General features: G+C 49.8%; 11 protein-coding genes and 2 pseudogenes. 7 read left to right on the forward strand and 6 right to left on the reverse strand.

Annotated elements, in window-relative coordinates:
- Positions 1 to 135, forward strand: a pseudogene (locus tag R3196_RS03770) (IS3 family transposase); the annotation flags it as partial.
- A gap of 582 nt (positions 136 to 717) precedes the next feature.
- Here the strand turns inward: R3196_RS03770 and R3196_RS03775 are convergent.
- A complete protein-coding gene (locus tag R3196_RS03775; RefSeq protein ID WP_318935319.1) occupies positions 718 to 4,305 on the reverse strand; it encodes an RHS repeat-associated core domain-containing protein in 3,588 nt (1,195 codons plus the stop codon).
- Positions 4,296 to 4,706, reverse strand: a complete 411-nt coding sequence (locus R3196_RS03780; RefSeq protein WP_318935320.1) for a DUF6531 domain-containing protein — start codon at positions 4,704 to 4,706, stop codon at positions 4,296 to 4,298. Before R3196_RS03780 ends, R3196_RS03775 begins: the two co-directional genes overlap by 10 nt.
- A gap of 173 nt (positions 4,707 to 4,879) precedes the next feature.
- Between R3196_RS03780 and R3196_RS03785 the strand changes: the two are divergent.
- The 3 genes and pseudogenes from R3196_RS03785 (at position 4,880) to R3196_RS03795 (ending at position 6,271) form a co-directional block, all read left to right on the forward strand.
- Positions 4,880 to 5,110: pseudogene (locus R3196_RS03785) on the forward strand (type II toxin-antitoxin system Phd/YefM family antitoxin).
- A 61-nt stretch (positions 5,111 to 5,171) separates the two neighbouring features.
- Positions 5,172 to 5,603, forward strand: a complete 432-nt coding sequence (locus R3196_RS03790; protein WP_318935321.1) for a GNAT family N-acetyltransferase — start codon at positions 5,172 to 5,174, stop codon at positions 5,601 to 5,603.
- Between the two features lie 59 nt (positions 5,604 to 5,662).
- Positions 5,663 to 6,271 (forward strand): hypothetical protein, encoded by a 609-nt coding sequence (locus R3196_RS03795; protein WP_318935322.1) that lies wholly within the window; start codon positions 5,663 to 5,665, stop codon positions 6,269 to 6,271.
- Positions 6,272 to 6,539: 268 nt separating this feature from the next.
- Here the strand turns inward: R3196_RS03795 and R3196_RS03800 are convergent, their stop codons facing one another.
- The 3 genes from R3196_RS03800 to R3196_RS03810 all read right to left on the reverse strand — a co-directional run bounded on the left by R3196_RS03800 (position 6,540) and on the right by R3196_RS03810 (position 10,600).
- Complete coding sequence (locus tag R3196_RS03800; protein WP_318935323.1) at positions 6,540 to 7,820, reverse strand: CynX/NimT family MFS transporter; 1,281 nt, start codon at positions 7,818 to 7,820, stop codon at positions 6,540 to 6,542.
- Positions 7,821 to 8,224: 404 nt separating this feature from the next.
- Complete coding sequence (locus R3196_RS03805; RefSeq protein WP_318935324.1) at positions 8,225 to 9,145, reverse strand: alpha-E domain-containing protein; 921 nt, start codon at positions 9,143 to 9,145, stop codon at positions 8,225 to 8,227.
- Positions 9,146 to 9,148: 3 nt separating this feature from the next.
- Positions 9,149 to 10,600 carry a circularly permuted type 2 ATP-grasp protein gene (locus tag R3196_RS03810; RefSeq protein WP_318935325.1) on the reverse strand — a complete coding sequence of 484 codons (1,452 nt, stop codon included), beginning with the start codon at positions 10,598 to 10,600 and terminating at the stop codon, positions 9,149 to 9,151.
- 149 nt (positions 10,601 to 10,749) lie between these two features.
- On the opposite strand from R3196_RS03810, the gene R3196_RS03815 reads away from it, so the two are divergent.
- Positions 10,750 to 11,490, forward strand: coding sequence for a peptidase (locus tag R3196_RS03815; protein ID WP_318935326.1), 741 nt, complete (start codon positions 10,750 to 10,752; stop codon positions 11,488 to 11,490).
- Here the strand turns inward: R3196_RS03815 and R3196_RS03820 are convergent.
- Entirely contained in the window at positions 11,487 to 12,578 is a 1,092-nt protein-coding gene (locus R3196_RS03820) for a putative zinc-binding metallopeptidase (protein ID WP_318935327.1), read from the reverse strand. The two genes, R3196_RS03815 and R3196_RS03820, sit on opposite strands and share 4 nt — an antisense overlap.
- A gap of 169 nt (positions 12,579 to 12,747) precedes the next feature.
- Here R3196_RS03820 and R3196_RS03825 point away from each other — a divergent pair, with 169 nt between their 5' ends.
- On the forward strand, positions 12,748 to 13,446 hold the full coding sequence (locus R3196_RS03825) for a tetratricopeptide repeat protein (RefSeq protein WP_318935328.1): 699 nt from the start codon (positions 12,748 to 12,750) through the stop codon (positions 13,444 to 13,446).
- A gap of 21 nt (positions 13,447 to 13,467) precedes the next feature.
- Complete coding sequence (locus tag R3196_RS03830) at positions 13,468 to 14,373, forward strand: DMT family transporter (RefSeq protein ID WP_318935329.1); 906 nt, start codon at positions 13,468 to 13,470, stop codon at positions 14,371 to 14,373.
- Positions 14,374 to 14,375 lie beyond the last annotated feature (2 nt).

Raw genomic sequence — 14,375 nt, forward strand, 5'->3', positions numbered from 1 at the left:
CCGAACCAGGGATGAAGCGCGTTCAGATATCTTTGATTATATTGAACGGTTTCATAATCCAAGAATGCGTCGTAGACTGGCAAAACGAGATCAGCAGTTTAGTGCGATTTTAAACCGTCCGTGATAACTGGGTAGAACCCGTTTGACCGAGTAGCAGTTCACTTTCAAGCCTTTTTGTCAATTTCCACAATAAATGGAAATTTACCATAATAGCTGCAACAGTTGATTTGCGAGTGAATCATATTTGGAGTCTGGTAAGTCAAGATCCCCAGCAACCCCGCCCCATTTTAAAGTTCATTGTAGGCCGGAGTGAGCTGTCCATCATTGGGGGCACCGCGCAAAATAACCCTAAATAGTTGATTATTACCTTAGTAATTTTCTTGGTTAATTATTGTCTCACCAGTATTGTCATACCAAGTCCACTTGCCCGTTTTTTTGCCATAGCTATATTCTCCTTCCATTACAAGCACGCCGTTCTGCCATTCTGTATACGACCCGTGCCGAATTACGCAGTGTCTAGCTCTTCTCTGCTCCCCAACCCCTCCCGTGAAGTTAACTTCTTCTTGGGCATTTGATACGCAATTTAGGGGATAACTGAACATTCGATCCCAGCTCGCTTCCGAGTTATCAAACATGCTGGGATACAAGAGAAACAGCAGAACTGCGAACAGCGATACATTTAAAATAGTAAGCACTTTATTAAGCATAGTTACCACTCTACAGTTTCGTTACATTATTGAGAGAATTCATGACTTGCTCACGGCGTTGTTTATGCCATGTAGCTGTGCGCGCTTGAAATATCACATCTGAAACAAACGACTGGCACTGATTAGTAGGAGCCCATCTTCCCAACTCTTGTCCTGGTCTAATTAGCTTATCTACGATATTTTCGTCAACATCGCTAACTTCTGTGCAGCTTGCGTTAGGATCCCCTGAACGCCCAGTATGATCGACTGTTTCAACCCTTGTGAAAGGGAGCTGGGAATTATTGCCTACATCGTCATCCCCGGGAGCCCCCATACCTGACTCATATGAATTAGTCTTTAACCATTGATGATCCATGGGCATCCAACCAAAGGCTGGTTGGCTACAAACAAATACCTGCAGCCCTATAGGATCCGTATTTAAGATAGGGTTATTCAAAACATAGGTATAAGTATTTAGTCCCCCATTTAGCCCTATTGGGTCACTCTGAAGGTAACGTCCTGTTGTCGCATCGTAGTCCCTGAAATAATTATACCAGCTTTGCTTTTCAGCGTCCCAATATTGTCCCGGGAAGCCAATATTAAAGTCTCCAACTGAACTGGTCAGCACGCTCCGATCAAAGGCTTCCAGTTTAGCTCGCCAGACAATGCTGCCCGAATTGTTTGTCAGCACTTCCGGGCGCCCTAAGTGATCGTTATGCACATAGTAAAGCTGATTGCTCTTAATGAGAGCGACCGGCTGGCCTGCAAAATAAATATATTGCTTGGTCGCTCCCTCAGCCAGTAACTGACCTTCTGGCGAATAAATGAAGTGCGTGGTAACACCCCCTGCAGTCTTGCGCACCCGCTGGCCTAAAGCGTTATACCCATAGGTTGCACTCCCGGCACTGACCATGCGGTTATCATTATTGTACGAATAGCTACGCGTCTGACCGTTAAAGCCGTTCTCACTGATAACGTTTCCGTTCGCATCGTAGCTCAGACTCCGCTGACTGGTGCCGCGTGTCACTGACAATAGCCTATTGGAATTCGCATCCATTGTGTAGCTTTCGCTCAGCGTACCTGAGCGACTCAGGCGATTTCCCAGCGTATCGTAGCTAAAGCCTGAATTACCCAGCCCCGAACTAGTGACACCCGTCAAACGGTTACGATTATCGTAGCTGAATGTCTGGGAGTCGCCGCTACGTATACCATTGGTGATAGAGCTGATATTCCCCGAGCTATCGTAGCTGTAGGTCAGCGACTGAATTCCCGGGGTCGTAATTGATGTCACCCGATAGGACGAGTCATAGTTAATCGTCCGCGAAAGGTTATTCCCAAATACCCAGCCGTTTACTGGGCCGGAGGGCAGTGCGGAAATACTACTCAGGAGCGGCGAGGTGACACCGTTAATGGTTACGGAAAGTGAGGCAACTTCACCGTACGCATTGTACTGATAGTTAACCCGGTTGCCACCCGGGTAGGTCATTGAGCTAACGCGCCCCTGGGAATCGTAGGCCCAGCCTACGGTATAATTACTACTTCCGATTGTACTGCTCTGCCCTGTCATTTTACCCCAGGCTCCGTACGTATAGGATGTTGAGCCGCTGGGGTCAGTAAATGATGTGAGCTTACCACGATGGAGCTGTACGCCCTGGTCGTAGTAAAACTGGGTTGTCTGATTGTTTAAGCGCTTCGTCAAGCGGCCAGCAGCATCATACTTTAACGCTGTTGTTATGTTGTGGGCATCCGTAATAGAAGCCACCGCGCCCACATTATTAAAGATCATAGAGCTCGTGTTTGTATCGGGACTCATCAACTGCTCAGTTTCACCGAACAAATTACGGCTGTAGCTGGTCTGATTAACCCGCGCATCGGTGACAGCTTCTATTCCTTTTAGCGAGTGACTGAGGGATGTCTGGCTGGTGTCGGCCTCCTCGGCCCGTACCAGGCGGTCCAGTAAATCGTGACTGAATTTTTGGGTCTTCGCACCGCCATCTTCGGTTTCAATGACACGCCCGGAAGCATCATAAAGATGTTGTGAAATGATATTGCCGTTGTGGTCTTTAACGGCGCGCAACATTCCCCTGGCAGTATATGTCAGGGTCTCAAGGTATACTGAAGTGGTGGTCGTTCCGACCTTTTCTCTAATCTGCCGCTGGGTAATATTACCGGCCAAATCACGGGTTAGAATAATTTCGTCATAGTTGCTTCCTTTACTTGTTTGGACGCGGATTAAGCGGCCTGCCAGGTCATATTCGTAATTGATGTCTTCGCCGGTACTATAAAGCTGCCGGGAAACCTTATTAAAACGGTTATACCAATACGTTACCTGATTGAAGCTGCCGTTCGTTGCGCGCTGCTTCACGGTCTGAATGCGCCCACGAACATCGTAGGTATATTCAGTTTTCGTGCCATCGGGATAGATAATGGTGCCGACATTGCCCAGGGCGTCATAGTTCTGATAAGAGGTGATGAATCCCAGCTCGTCAGTTACCTGGGTTAAATTACCCAGGCTATCGTAGGATTCTGAACGCGTCTGTCCTTGCGGGTTCGTAGTGGTACGGTTCGCTATGAGGTTACCCGTGCCATAGGTATATTGATAGGTCCACTCCCGTGTTAAACCGCCACCGGACAGGGTGTATTTTGTCGGGTCCTTTTGATAGTTGTAGGTATAGCTTTCATTGCGACCATCGCTTCGGCTGACTGAGGTCAGTCGCCGCGAGGTGTTCTCCCATGTATAGGACTCACTATATTCGTCGGCTGTCCCGACAGCCCGAACAATTTTGGTTGGCGAACGGCGGTAATACTGATAGGTGGACTTTTCGCCCGTGGCTGAGATTTTTGAATTTACCTGACCAATACTGTTATGTGTTTGAGAGGTAATAGCGGTACCGCAGTATGGCGTACCATCGGTTGTTACTTTTGTTAGACGGCTCTTTCCTGAATTCGCGTATGTGTAGGTTGTCTTGTTCCCCAGCGCATTAGTTACGACAGAAGTAGTGTATCCATAGCTGAATGTCGTTTTATCAATATTGTTTGCGTGACGGCTCTCTGTCACTCGCCCGTTAAAGTCGTATGTGAACCACGAATACCGCTGACCGCCATAGCTTACACCGACCAACCTATGGGTGACACTGGCGTCGTAATGGTATGTATGCGTAGTGCTGTCTGGATAAGTGACCGAGGTGAGTACACCGTTGGTGTAGCCATACACATATTGGTTGCCCTGGTTATCAATAATTTTGGATACGAGACCAGCAGCGTTCCATTGCACCGTGAGCTTACGGCCGCCAACGGCGACTATTTCGCTTAGCTTTCCAGCAACATAATTGAACGTAACGCCACGCCCGCCTGAGTATGTCTCTATCTTGGTTAGTCGACCTGCGCTGTTAAATACAAACTTGCGGCCATCTTCGAAGAACAGGCCCCAGCCGCTAAAATCCGGTACCGTGTTCAGTACGTTCGACCCCGAAGAGCTTAAAAAGGATAGCTCAGGAGGCTCGCCCGGAGAACGTTGCCTTGGCTCCTCAAAATGAATCTTTCGCCCTGCGCCCATGCGGATGTAATCTGGCCAGGCGTCACCGTCGACATTTGAAGTCAGGATAAGCTTTATATCCAAAGCTGATGCCAGCCTGGCCCAAAAGCGCCAATGTGACTGTTTAGACTTGAGTAGTCGCGCGTCAGCGAAAAGGGGAGCTGCCCTTTAAGTACGACATCGGTAATTGATTCGACCTTTTCCCCTGATGATACGATGACGGGGTTACCCGCCCGACAACTGTCTTCCTTTTGCTCTTCAATATAGGTGTTTACGTTTGCTACGTCAGAACCGATCGAAGCCTGCAAGTCTATCATCCAGAAAGAGTTAAAGACGATTATGGGCTCGGGTTTAAGTCGTGGTGCCGTGACCTGAATTCGCTCTTCTGGCACTTCCTCCTCTGCCAGAGCTTGCGGAACAGAGAAAAGTGCTGTGCCAAAATTAGCGATAAATAGAAGAAGAATAAATCCTTTTTTAGAGCTCATTCGACATACTCTGTAATCCCCCCATTTTAGACAGCAGTTTTTCGTATAAATTAATTGACCGTTAGCGTTATCTGCCTGCAACGACCCTAAGCGTCTGCATTGATGTACGGACATAAAATGCGTAGATTTCGGTAAAATTTTTGGCATAGAATAGGTGAGTCATTATCAAAATCATGATAGCTGACGGGCGAAGCAACCTTTATTGGTTGATCGATTAGACGGCCGAGTCCCGTCGATCCATCGTTATTACAAGTAAGCGGAACAATGCGGTCCTGGTCTCCGAAGAAAATTGGTCTGCAATTCAGGAAACATTCTACCTGCTAGCTGTTCCTGGGATGCGTGAGTCTATTCGTGAGGGGATGGATACTGCTGTGGATAAATGCGATGAGAAGCTGCACTGGTAACGCCGAAGTTAGTTTACACTAAGCAATCTCAGGTTCTGCCGCCAATGGTAAGGAAAAGCCAATGGTTTTCCGTGAAGCGAACGTTGAAGATATCCCCGCCTTGTCCGGGATACGTCTCTCGGTTAAAGAGAATGTTTTGTCCGATCCGGGCAAAGTCACAACTGAGATGTACGTCGCCTATTTAAGTGAGTCGGGCAAGGGCTGGCTTTGTGAAATTGACGGCGAGGTGGTCGGATTCTCGGTCGCATCGCTCAACGATGGGTCCATTTGGGCTTTGTTCGTGAAGCCCGGATATGAGGGAAAAGGTATCGGCGCACGGCTCCTGAAATTGGCGGCTGATTGGCTGTTCGACATGGGCGCGACGAGTATCATTTTGAGTACCGATGCGAATACGCGCGCCGACCGGTTATATGAGAGGCAAGGCTGGTCGCGCGGCGAGGTTAGAGCCGATGGCGAGGTGGGTTATCGACTGGATAAAACGAGCCCGATCTGAAATAAGATAACCATGATCAGAGCGGGCCAGTCCGCTAAAACATATTTGGAACTCCGTTTATGATACGAAGTGAACCCCAGCGTTACGAACCACCCACGCACGGACTCAATATTATTCCGTTCGCCTTTATGGCGGGAGGTTGGCTGGCCCCGCTCATCATGTTCTGGCTCTATGTCTGGGGTCCGCTCAGGCCGTTCGATTACCCAGCTGGCGACCTCATGCCTGGAGTCTTTGTCTTGTTCGCGATGGCCATTTCAGTCGCCCTATGGTGGATTATTCCGCGTGGCTACTTTCGCGTGTCTGAGTTTGAGCAGACCGGTCGGGTCTATGAATTACTCGGCGTACTGGTTTTCCGGAAGTTGGTCCCGGATGGGGACTTCGCCAATCGCTGGGAACGCCGCAAAGATCCCAACTACCGCATGATACGGTCGCGCAAATCGGCAGCCGATTTCATCAAACGCACCGAACAAAGCGAGCGAGGGCATATCGTTTTGTTGGCTATCGGTGCCGTTTCAGCAGCCCACGCATGGAGTATTGGCTGGCATGGCTGGGCGCTGTATCTGAGTGCCGGCAACATTGTGGTAAACGTCTATCCGATATTGCTGCAGCGCTACACGCGTAGCCGTATTTACCGGATTTTGCGGCGAGAGTCAGGAATAGCAGCTTAGGTGCCAGATGGCGGGTAAATGTCGGCTTTTTTTGGTTTCTGACAGGAGTCAATTTATACAATAATCCTGATTCAGGAGCGCATTGTGATTGACAAAATTTCGGATAATTGGAAAACACTTCCGCTATTTGTAAAAGTTTGGTTTGTGTTCAATTTTCTTCAGTCCCGCCCCACCAGAAATACAGCTACCTGTAGTTGCCACCGCTAAAACGGGGTAGAACCCGGGGCCACCATACTTGCTTCGAACCGCCGCCTTGGCTTTTCTTAACTCAGGGTCCACCGTCCTTATTCACTTGTTCGGGACGCGTCATTTCTAAAGGCTCACCTTCGTCGTCCTGAAGCTGATAGTCAAAAGCTGCTTGCAGGCCAGTCTCTTCTTCAGGTATATCAAGCTCATCTTCAGTATGGCCTGGATAAAATGCAGATAGCAGAGAGATAAGAATTCCCACTGATGCAAACATAGAGAAGCTCTCGGCATAACCAAACTTACCCACTAGTAAACCAATCAGCGGCGCCCCGACTGCCTGGCCTAAGGCACAAGCCAAAAAGGGTAGCACCGGCCCCATCGACAGCCGACCCGGCAATAAGCGAATGCCGGTCATCAAGTAAAGGCCGGTTAAGCTCATGTAGGCCAAACCGAAGACCAAGGCTGAAAAAATGGCAAGATAGAGCTGACTTGGGCTGGCGGCCAACAAAGTTAAACTGGTCGCCAACATCATCAGCATAAGTGCGTGGGTAATAGCAGGGTTATTTCTATCGGCCAGATCACTGATAACGGCTCCCCCTAAGCCAGCAATACCTACGGCTAACCACAACCAACCACTTTGTTGAGAAGTTAATGAGCCCAGGTTGGTGACTAAATCGGGGCCAAAGGTCCAGTATGCTGAAGCAATAAAGCCCATAGCAAAAGCAAACAAGGACAGCTTTAAGAGTCGCCACCACTGCCTCACAGTAATTTTAGGGGGCGGTGCTGCGTTTGCGGGGGTGATCTTAGAAACTGACGGAATGAAGTACCAAGCAAGAAAAACGCCCCCAATGGCTATCAGGGTGAATGATAAATAGGCGTAGCGCCATGCCCCAACTAAAAATAAAACTGCCGGAACAGAGAACGCGACACCAATGCTGGTGCCAGCATTCATAATTGAGCTGACACGCCCATGGATGGAACGGTCTACCAAGGCCTGCATCGCAGAAGTTAAGGCTGGCATCATTAAGCCGGTGCAGATACCACAAGCGATGACGCCTAAGCCCAGAATAAATGGGCCACTTGCCTGACTAATGAGCGCCAGGCCGAGAACACTAAACGAAGCAGATAAAACGGTGGTGTTGCGTGCACCGAAATACTTGGTGACCAATGGGGCAATTAAACTGATAAAGACGAAACTAGTCAGCGGTAGAGCGGCGATAAGACCTATTGTACGAGCGCTCATATCCAGGTCAGCACGTATTTGTGGAACAAACAATCCAAAGGCAAAACGAGCTAAACCAAAGCTTATGGCAATAAGGATGGCGCCGATAAGTGCAAAGCGCATGCCTGAGATTCGAGTCATAAAACGCCTCCTACTCTAGCTAGGCTTATTAGTCTAGGATGCTTTCTCAAGTTATTCTCCCAAATTAATGAATCCAGGCATCCCTGATGACAATTTTTCTCGCGTCAGCACAACACGTTTGACTTAACGTACGTACTTAAAAGCGCACCTTTAGTGCATGTTTGAGCATGTAAGAGGTAGATCATGACCAGCATCACAGTAACCGAGGCGCGCAGCAACCGACTACTAGCACGGGTATGAGGCGGAACAAAGCCGCCCCGTTTGAAAAGCTCACGTCGAATTTAATATTTAGCGTCGCTTCGTGTAGACAGTGTTCGATGAAAAAAAGGTAGTGAAACTTTCCGCTTTGGAATCACTACCAATAGCACCAACAGACGCGTCAGCTAAGCGGTCTACATTCGCCCTTAAAAATAGGTCTCATTAATCTTCTCAGCCACGGTAATCAACCCCACCTGCATCTCATCAATGAACTCATGCAGGCTGCCCTGGTTGAGTGACTGCGGTTTGCCGTCCGACAGCCTCGACTGCAAGGTTTCAACTGCCTTGATGGCGTTCTCATTGTGCGGTAGATCCTGCAGCAGCGACTTCGCCTGCATCAGGGTGTGTGACAATGAGCGCGGAAAACGCTCCTCCTGGAGCAGGAACTTCAGCACATCCGGTCGGTTGATGCGCAGGCGGATTTTTTGGCGGTACATCTGATAGGCTGACATGGATTTCAGCACACCCATCCACTGGATATTCTCAAAAGCCGGGGTCTCATCCTTCAGCTCAGGGAGCAGGGTAGCCGAACGGACATCGATGATACGGGTGGTCATGTCGCCCCGCTCCAGATTACGCCCCAGACGCAAAAAGGCATAGCCCTCATCATGGGTCATAATGCCAGCCAAAATACCAGTAAGTGTCTGGTTGGCGCGGATGACCGCAGTCAGCGACTCATAGCGCTTGCGGCGGCCAACCATCGACGGGCGATTCTGCATGGCCGAGAGATAAAGGGAATTAATCTGCTCCCAGCTCTCGGTGGGGATAATTTCCCTTACGGTGCGGGCGTTTTCCCTCGCCATAGTGAGCGAATTGATAATCGAGCTGGGGTTATTCTTATCCGTGACCATGTATTTGACCACGCTATGCTCGTCGGCCTTTTCATAATGCTCATAAAAATCGTCGCGGGCCGATAAAATATCGATTATTGGTTCCCAGCCTAGCTTTACGGTGGTGGGCATGTCCATTAGCAAATGCGAGTTTACGTTGATCAGCCGGGCGGTATTTTCAGCCCGCTCCAGGTACCTGGCCATCCAGAAGAGATTGCTTGCTACACGTGACAACATTGATTAAGCCTCCATATCCACTATCCAGGTGTCTTTACTGCCCCCGCCCTGCGACGAGTTGACCACGATAGACCCTTTGGTTAAGGCTACGCGGGTGAGTCCACCCATAGTGACTTTGATATCTTTGCCACTTAACACAAAGGGCCGCAAATCAAGGTGTCGCGGTTCAGCTTTGTTTTCAATCAGGGTTGGTGCGGTGGACAGCATCAGCATCGGCTGCGCAACATAGTTACGCGGGTCTCTGCGGATCAGGCGCTTAAATTTTTCACACTCGGCTTTGGTGGCATGGGGACCAATCAGCATGCCATAGCCACCGGATTCGTTGGCCGGTTTCACAACCATGTTATGGATATTCTCAATCACATGGTCGCGCTCGTCCTTATTGATGCACTTGTAGGTGGGTACGTTCGGAATCAGCGGATCTTCATTCAGATAGTACTTAATAATGTCAGGTACAAAGGCGTACACCACCTTATCATCCGCCACCCCAGAACCAGGGGCGTTGGCCAGTGCCACGTTGCCGGCCTTCCAGGCCCGCATCAGGCCGGGCACACCCAGCATCGAATCAGGATTGAATACCTCGGGGTCGATAAAGTGGTCATCGACGCGGCGGTAAATCACATCCACCCGCGCTGGCCCTTCAATCGTGCGCATATAGACCACATCGTCGTCATCGACGAACATATCCCGACCTTCAACCACCTCGGCTCCCATCTGCTGGGCCAGGTACGCGTGTTCGAAATAGGCGGAGTTATAGATACCCGGGGTCAATACCACCACTTCGGGTTGATCAATGTCTCGGGGCGACAGCTCGCAGAGCATGTCATAGAGATGGGACGGGTAATCATCCACCGGTAAAATGCTGTACTGCTCAAACATCTCTGGAAAAACCCGTTTCATCACCTTGCGGTTCTCCAGCATGTAAGACACACCGGAAGGAACCCGTAAGTTATCCTCAAGGACATACACGGTGCCATCGTTGTCCCTGACCAGGTCCGAGCCGCAGATATGCGCCCACACACCCAGCGGGGGACGAACGCCCTTGCACTCAGGCAAAAAGTTTTTCGATTTTTTCAGCAGATCAGCGGGAAACACACCGTCCTTAACGATGTTCTGATCATTGTAGAGGTCATCGATAAACATATTCAGGGCTTTGACCCGTTGCTTCAGTCCGCCTTCTATCTTTTCCCATTCTTGCTTGTCGATAATTCGCGGGATAATGTCAAACGGCCAGTCGCGGTCGATAGAGCCTTCTTCCTCGTGATAAACCCGGAAGCTAATTCCCATTACATGAATGGCTGACTCTGCGGCCGCCTTAAACTCTTCAAGATCGTTATCCGTCAGGTTGCGTAAATAGCCGCACATAATTTCAGCTGCAGCACGCGGTTTCCCCGACGCCCGTAATAATTCATCATACAGGTTGGTGACTTTGTAACTTCCCCAACGAATGGTCATGCACAACTCCCTCTGGTGATTTATTATCCAGCTATAACCATAGTGGCAATTCCACCAAAAAGACAAAAAATGGTTTGTTTTTATGCTGAGTAACATAGAAAATACGATGAATTCAGGCTGAGTCTCAGCTGATATTTCTGGAGTATTCTGTGACCTATTGTTTGGCAATCCGTGTTAATAAAGGCCTGGTATTTGCGTCTGATTCGCGCACCAATGCAGGGGTCGATTATGTAGCCACCTACAGTAAAATGAACCGTTTTACCTGGGAAGGTGAGCGCTCGCTGGTGCTGTTGTCCGCAGGTAGCCTGGCCACCTCTCAGGCGGTGGTTAACGCCATTAATTCGGATCTGGAAGATCCTGATGCGCCCTTTAACCTGCGCAAAGGCAAGCACTTGTATGATGTCGCCAGTTACATCGGAAGTTTGAGTCAGCGAGAGCAGCTACAGCACGCTCCGGCGCTTGAGAAAAGTAAAGTCAGCGCTGAAGCGAGTTTTATCCTCGGCGGCCAGATAGCCGGTAAATCTTGCGAAATCTACATGATTTATCCGCAGGGCAATTATATTAGCGCCTCCGACGATACCCCCTATTTACAGATCGGTGAGAACAAATACGGCAAGCCTATTCTGGATCGTATTATCACAGCGAGCACATCGCTGGAAGACGCTGCCCGCTGTGCCATGGTCTCACTTGATTCGACTGTGCGCAGTAATATCAGTGTGGGCTTGCCCATCGAGTTGGCTATCTACACCTGCGATAGCCTGGAGACGCCCTGGCACAACAAATATCGCGCGTTCAGCCCAATGTTTAAATCCATGCAGAAACAATGGAATGAGGGGCTGCGGCAGGCATTTTCGGGCCTGCCACGGTTCGATTGGGAAAAAGAAGATTAATTTTGTGCGCGGTACGCAGTACTTATAATTTTGTGTACAAAGCGTAGTTTATCGATGGCGCTGGAAGACAGCACAAAAGGGTAGGCATCTTCGAGGCCCATGCTGCGGTTAAGTGCATTCAAAACGGCCGTGAGCCGGCACCAGTCGTTATAGAGCTGATTAAAATGCGCTTCTGTTCTGGTCTCGTCACTTTGCGGCAGCTGCTCCAAAGGGTCGATAACCTGATGTGATGATACGCTGAAATCAAAATCACTGGCGGTTTCCAGTGTGTCCACCATATGCAGGTAATGCGCCCAGGTTTCCGCCCAGTCCTCCCAGGGATGCATGCTGGCATAAGCACTCACCCATACCTTGTGCCAGTCCGCCGCCGGACCATTCTGATAATAATTTTGCAGCGCGTAGGTATAATTCAGCGTCTCATCACCGAAGAGCTCCCGGAACTCATCCAGCCACTGGCTGTTACGGACCAGTCTGTCCCAGTAATAATGGCCGGACTCGTGGCGAAAATGCCCCAGCAGCGTGCGATATTGCTCATTCATTTCCTCACGTATTTTCATCCGCGAGCTGTGTTGAGCTTCTTTCAGGTTCAGGGTGATAATGCCGGCACTGTGCCCGGTGGTGACGAAATTTTTGACGGTCAGCTCGTTGCCATAGTCGTCTTCAGTTTCATCTTCAAGAAACTCAAAGCCCAGGCCATGTTGTGGATCCTCATAGCGGGATACCACCGGCAGCTCCAATTTATACAGGGTGTAGAGCAACCGCCGTTTGGCCTGTTCCATACGGGACCAGAGTTGGCGGTTCTCCGGCTGATCCAGATTGGGAATGGTGCGGGTTAACTGGCACGAAGCACATAGATCACCGGACTGTTCAGCCGGAACCATCCAGTTACACACATCCTGCACCGAATAATTTATACACTTCCGGTATAACTGGCCGTTAGCTGCGGCGCGCCACACGCCCTCCGCATGCCGGGTAAAGGCACTCAGTTTTTTTTCATCGGGCATGAACCCCAGCATCAGCCCACACACCACACAACGGGTGTTGGCAAAATGCAGCGTATTACCGCACTGACATGAAAATGTTCGCATAGTTAAGTACCGTGGTTTCCTACCGTTGAGCAATTAGTCTGCTTATTAACTTAGCACGTTAAAGCTACAGAGAAACTTAAAAAGCCGTCTCAGGTTCTGCTTGCTCGTTAACTTAATGAGCAATATGATGAAAACTTGTTGCCTTCTCACGATGCAAGGAATGCCCACAGTGAAACAATTAATAATTATATTGGTGCTGCTGTTATCAGGCTGTGCCACCACCAAAAACAGTAATGAACAGGCCGCAGTTCGTCAGGGAGATTTGATTCAGCAGTACATGGAGCAAGGCTTAGAAGATTTATCCTACGGACACCCGGAGAAAGCCCTCGGCGAATTCGATCAGGCAATTGCGCTTTGTAAAAAGCAGTTTGCTGGTAGTGAAGAACGGGTTTATGTCGCACGGGGAATGACAGACAGTATTTACTATATGCTAAAAGCACGAGTCGATAATGAATCGGCGGTGGCAGTGGCTACCGACTGCGCCGATGCTTTTTATTTGCGTGGTTATGCAAGTATTGAATTAGGGCAGATAGATGCTGGCGAACAGCATCTGAACAAAGCGCTTGAATTTTCTCCGGTAAATTCAATGTACTTGTCAGAAATGGGGCACATCTACCATATTAAAGAAGACTGGCAGAAGGCACTGGATACCTTTGCACAAGCCGAAGAGTTCTCTGCCTTCTCGCCGGAAGAACTGAAAGCGAGTGAATTAGCCCGCGCGAAACGAGGAGTGGGGTTCAGCCTGATAGAGTTAGGTCGGCTCGATGAGGCAGAGGCAAAGTTCAGGGAGTGCCTGGAGCTTGATCCTAACGACGAAGTTGCGCTGCATGAGCTTAAATACATAGAAGAGCAACGAAACAGCGGGTAAAACCAACAGAGGTTTAATCTGATGGCGCCACATCCAAATCGCGTTCTGTTAAGCACAGCTTTCGTGGCGCTTGCAGCCTTTTTCTGGGGGCTGTCGGGCGGCATTGGCGGCATGCTGACCGATCAAGGCTGGAGTCCAGTGGTTGTGTCGTTTTACCGTGGTGCGATCGGGCTGGTGTTTGTTCTTATCTGGTTGGCGTTGCGCCCGGGCGGTAGCGGGCTGTCAAAGAGCCGGCTATGGTTCTGGTCAGCAGTTGCAGGCGTGGGCGTTGCAGGCAATTTCGGATTTTACTTTTTAAGTATCGCTGAGGGTAGTGTTGCAGTGGCAGCGACCCTCATGTACTGCGCTCCGGTTTTTGTTTATCTCGTATCCTTCATTCTCAGACTCGAGCAGCCGACGCCGTTTAAATGGCTCTCAATGGTTTTGGTCATGCTTGGTATTGTGCTGTTGACCGGTATCTACGATATGGATGCCAGTGAGGTAACTTTACTGGCTGCTGGTGCCGGCCTGCTCTCGGGTCTGTCTTATGCACTTTTTATCTTCGGTTTTAAATACGCGGCCCCGCACGGCAGCCCCCAGGAGATTTTGCTGGTCGCTTTCGCGGTACTCGCCCTCATCTTAGGTGTGTTGGGCGACACCGGGCAACTGGTGGCGGCGTTCACCACCCAGTCCTGGCCGTTGTTCTTGATCTTGGGCGTGCTTGGCGCCGGGCTGTCCTTTATTTTATATATCGTTGGCCTGAACCATACCGCGCCGGCGGTGGCCTCGATTGTGGCTATGATTGAACCTGTCACCGCCTCGATGTTCGGCGTTGCGATTCTGGGTGAAAGGCTTGCGGTCTCACAGGTAGTCGGCATAGCGCTGATTTTGATCACGGTAACGGCGTTGAGTTTCTATTCCAATAGCCGCCGGCATCCCACTGAATAGCT

It is taken from the genome of Pseudidiomarina sp. (genome assembly GCF_033722695.1).
In the GTDB taxonomy this organism is placed as follows: domain Bacteria; phylum Pseudomonadota; class Gammaproteobacteria; order Enterobacterales; family Alteromonadaceae; genus Pseudidiomarina.

What these genes read in the sequence shown, in the direction of transcription:
- R3196_RS03795 (WP_318935322.1), top strand. Translation starts at nt 5,663, where the DNA reads ATGATACGAAGTGAACCCCAGCGTTACGAACCACCCACGCACGGACTC.
- R3196_RS03830 (WP_318935329.1), top strand. Translation starts at nt 13,468, where the DNA reads ATGGCGCCACATCCAAATCGCGTTCTGTTAAGCACAGCTTTCGTGGCG.
- R3196_RS03800 (WP_318935323.1), bottom strand. Translation starts at nt 7,820, where the DNA reads ATGACTCGAATCTCAGGCATGCGCTTTGCACTTATCGGCGCCATCCTT.
- R3196_RS03790 (WP_318935321.1), top strand. Translation starts at nt 5,172, where the DNA reads ATGGTTTTCCGTGAAGCGAACGTTGAAGATATCCCCGCCTTGTCCGGG.
- R3196_RS03810 (WP_318935325.1), bottom strand. Translation starts at nt 10,600, where the DNA reads ATGACCATTCGTTGGGGAAGTTACAAAGTCACCAACCTGTATGATGAA.
- R3196_RS03780 (WP_318935320.1), bottom strand. Translation starts at nt 4,706, where the DNA reads ATGAGCTCTAAAAAAGGATTTATTCTTCTTCTATTTATCGCTAATTTT.
- R3196_RS03805 (WP_318935324.1), bottom strand. Translation starts at nt 9,145, where the DNA reads ATGTTGTCACGTGTAGCAAGCAATCTCTTCTGGATGGCCAGGTACCTG.
- R3196_RS03820 (WP_318935327.1), bottom strand. Translation starts at nt 12,578, where the DNA reads ATGCGAACATTTTCATGTCAGTGCGGTAATACGCTGCATTTTGCCAAC.